Genomic DNA, 4,071 nt, shown 5'->3' on the forward strand with positions numbered 1-4,071 from the left:
AATCCAAATCCGCATCGCCGTGCTCAACCGCTACACTGCTCTCGGCATTCCCGTCACAGAGCCCGTAGGATAAGTCCGTCCGGGGAAAGGGGAACTCTGCCCGTCACTGGATTTGTGCAACAAAGCCTCGTGAATCCGATCCACCAGGTGCCGGGACTGAACACCTAGGTGCTTGACCTTAAACCCTATGATATCTCTACACAATCTAAATTTCCAAATCTGACCGAATCAAGGTCAATACAATCCGCTAGCTGCCACTATTGAGCCCCTGGCTGTTTCCGAATTCCCTACCGGGTTAAACTTCCACCTCTCGCGTATGACCTAATTGCAGTTGAAACTTCTCTAATTCTTGTTCCACGATGTGAGCCTTTCAAGAAAACGAAGCCCTTCTCAGGTACTATTTTCTTGAGACATTCTATAACGTCTAAAGGCGTATCCGAAGCAAGTACTCTTACACTACTTTTCTCGAGTGAAGATGAAAGATAGCTTAGGTCGGGCCCATAAAGAACTACTGCTTGGGGATTGCATGAAACAATTTCCTTCGCAAGTTCTGTGTAGATCGATTTCTTTTGACCTTCTATGTGGACTATTCGACCAACGATCATAATCGGATATATCTCCGGAGTTATCACCTCTCGGATGTGCGTCAAAGCACTCTTAAACGAGATAAGAGTGGCGTTATGACAATCATCGAGAAAGCTGATATTCTTACCATCCAAAGATATTTCAATAAACTCCATTTTTCTCCGCTGTAAACGAAACTCTCTTATTGCTAAAGAGATTTCCTCTGGATGCACTCCTAAATCAAATGCGGTTTGAGCGGCGAGGGCCAAATTCGATAATTGCCCTTTACCAATAACCCGACATTCTATCTCCTCTACCGAATTTTGAGTCGAGACTCTCAAAATTGACTTATCCAGACATCTATTTAGAATTTCGATTGAAATGCCAAGGTCGTCATCACCCCCAATAATCTTAGGTACAGCCCTTTCAGCCGCCTTCAATAATATTCCGAACTCTCTAACATCCTCGCAGAAGTAGGCCCGCCCCCCCTTTGGAAGTACAAGAAATAGCTTGGCTTTCATTTCTGCTACGTTCCTTATTGTGGGATTCCTTCTAGTAGTATTTTCACCAATTGATGTAATGATTGCATCATCTGGCTTAAGAATTTCGGAGGTCCTTTCTATCGCTCCCCCACCAACTTCAATTACAGCGAATTTAGTATGTTGCGGAATGTTGGCCAGATTCAGAAGGATACCGGCACGTGAATTCCAGTTTCCTTTGGATGCAAATGTTGTCCCAATCTTTGTAAGCAATGCCGCCAACATATCTCGCGTTGAGCTTTTCCCTGCAGTTCCAGTAATAGCAATTAACTTCCCCTCAAAACGATCTCTTTGAAATTTTGCCGCCTCAATCAGAGTATCATATGTCGATGATACTACAATTATCGGAACTGAGGTCGGAGGAATATTGCGAGCAGATGTAACGACAAGAACATTTGAGAGTTTTTCCGCTTTACTCAAGATTTCTTGAAGGGATTTGTTGCGCTGCCCTGATGCTGTTACGGTTTTCTTCGCCCACCCTAAATCATCAATATGCAGAAGAACAGTATCATTGGTCAGTTGGCTTAGGGGGAAAGCAAAAGAACGAAATGGTCCAATACAATTATTGCAATTCTGATGCAGCTCCCCCTGAGTAATCGATAGCAACTCATGTATTGTCCATATGGTTGGTTCTTGGGGCATATAGCTCTTCACGTACTTCAAGTAGGTAAGGTTACCGTACAGAATAATGAACTTAAGACAATATTTTTATAATAGCCTTCCGTGTGATACTATCAGCCTAGGTGTTTGATCCCACGGATTGATGGTGCGATCCTTTCGGTGGAATGGAAGGAAGCACTATGGGACAAGTTCGTCACGGGAGCGCCACGACGACGCACGCCATCCGAGCAGCAATACAGCGATCCACTGCCTGGCAGGATTATGCGTAGCTTGATCCCGAGGGGGGCAAGCTTCGACCGCGGCGTAGAGCCGGGAACTCGAGATCAACCCGAAGACGGTTGCTAAATCGTTTCCAGTTTACGTAGAAGCGTATGCTGCCCTAAAGTGTTCCTGTCAGCCATCGCTCTCGCCGCAACCGTCATATTCTGGTTATGAGTTCTGACCGTAACCATGTTTCAGCCATTCTGGGTGGCAGCCCCCCGCCGGCGGCGATACAATAACAACGTTTATTTTGGCGTGGTCTCTTCTCGCGCCGCTCGGAGGACAAAGGGGACATATATGGCTGGCGATTTGAACAAAGTGACTTTGATCGGGAACTTGGGCCGTGATCCGGAAGTGCGCTCATTGCAGAACGGTGGCAAAGTATGCAATCTGCGCATCGCGACGTCGGAGAGTTGGACAGACCGCAAAACCGGTGAGCGACGCGAAAAGACCGAATGGCACACGGTGGCGATCTTGAACGAGAGCTTGGCACGTCTGGCCGAGCAGTATTTGCGTAAGGGCTCCAAGGTCTACATCGAAGGCCAGCTTGAAACCCGCAAATGGCACGACCAGTCCGGACAAGATCGCTATTCCACCGAGGTGGTGCTGCGCCCAAACCGGGGCGAGATGATCTTCCTTAATGATCGTGATGGCGATGTTTCTTCGCGTGACCTGGAAGGCTGACCAATCCCTTTCTGATAATCCAAGCGCGTCACGTTCGTGCGTTGACCAAGGCGCTCATTCAATACAACGAATTAGCGTTTGATCCAACTGCAGCAGGAACCGAAGCCTTTTAAAAGTGCTCGACGACCCCAGAGCGCAGGCCCTTGGCGGTATCCGATGGCACCATGCTTACGGAACGTGTGCTTCCAATCAAGCCGGAGACCTTTTGTCTGGCAGCCCACTCAGTCGCTAATGTCGAGAAGCCACTTTCGGCGGTGCATAAATGATATGTGCGTGACCTTAGCCCAAGGATGCCACAATTGGGTTCCGTCAAGCGAATCGCACATGAGATATCTTCAATCCCGTCAGCTTGATGAAGTAAGCAGATGCGAGGATCTAGAGTTTATTGTGGTATCGTCGACAACAATATCCCGAGATTGTGAGTAAATGTTGCTAGAAATAGGGCAATTTCAGCCAAGAAGTTGACACATTACTCTGAAGCAATCTAGCGTTCAGTTTCGGTCTGTAGTCAAGAAAGGCCAGCAAATTGTTGATTTAAATCAAAGTTCGAAAGCTACAATCTGCTAGCCTTTCAGATAAACAAGGCGAGAATTTGACATTTGCGTGGATTGGCTCCCGTGAAGACATGTCGTATTTTGTATGGAGTACCGAAAATGACCTCGAAGGTAAAATCTAGAAGAGTTTCTGCGATTGCGATCGCTTCATGGCTATTCGTGAGCGGGGGTCATGCTGCGGCTGGTTCTTTGTCTGATCCCATCGTGACTCCGGCTCCGGTTCCTCATACGCAGGCATACGGCCTTCCTAGAGACTTGTGTGAATATGATTGGCAGACCGAGGCGAACATTCGTTTCGGTCAGTCCCTGCAGCAAAGAGCTGACTACCCAGAAATCCTTGCCTACCTCGCGGAGCAGTGCCCGGAGATTGCTTTGCTGGTGACAAACCTACCTGTTGCACAGACGTCGTCTGGCGGTGGCGACGGAGAAGGCGGCCCCGGAGAAGGTGAAGGGGGCACTCTCAATCAGAGCGGCGGGACAAGCACCGATAGCGGTGATGACGACGATGACGACGACGATGATGACGATGATACAACAACCGGCGGCGGCTCTAGCGGCGCTAACGGTGACGATGACGACGATGATGACGACGACGACGATGATGACGATGATGACGACGATGATGATGATGACGACGACGACGATGATGACGATGATGATGACGATGATGACGACGATGACGACGACGATGACGACGATGATGACGACGACGATGATGACGACGATGATGATGATGATGATGATGACGACGACGATGACGACGACGATGATGACGATGATGATGACGACGATGATGACGACGATGATGACGATGATGATGACGACGATGATGACGACGATGATGACGA

The 4,071-nt window shown here is 48.4% G+C and carries 2 protein-coding genes and 1 pseudogene; 1 reads left to right on the forward strand and 2 read right to left on the reverse strand.

The genetic code is table 11. The features are described from left to right. Positions 1 to 287: 287 nt before the first annotated feature. Entirely contained in the window at positions 288 to 1,745 is a 1,458-nt protein-coding gene (locus GV827_RS23000; RefSeq protein WP_204326062.1) for a Mur ligase family protein, read from the reverse strand. A 537-nt stretch (positions 1,746 to 2,282) separates the two neighbouring features. On the opposite strand from GV827_RS23000, the pseudogene ssb reads away from it, so the two are divergent. After that, positions 2,283 to 2,639: pseudogene (gene ssb, locus GV827_RS23005) on the forward strand (single-stranded DNA-binding protein); the annotation flags it as partial. Between the two features lie 971 nt (positions 2,640 to 3,610). On the opposite strand, the gene GV827_RS23480 reads toward ssb, so the two are convergent. Then, positions 3,611 to 4,071: hypothetical protein (locus GV827_RS23480; protein WP_204326063.1), on the reverse strand; the 461-nt coding region annotated here is incomplete at its 5' end.

The sequence above is a fragment of the Sulfitobacter sediminilitoris genome (genome assembly GCF_010667575.1).
Classification (GTDB): Bacteria; Pseudomonadota; Alphaproteobacteria; order Rhodobacterales; family Rhodobacteraceae; genus Sulfitobacter; species Sulfitobacter sediminilitoris.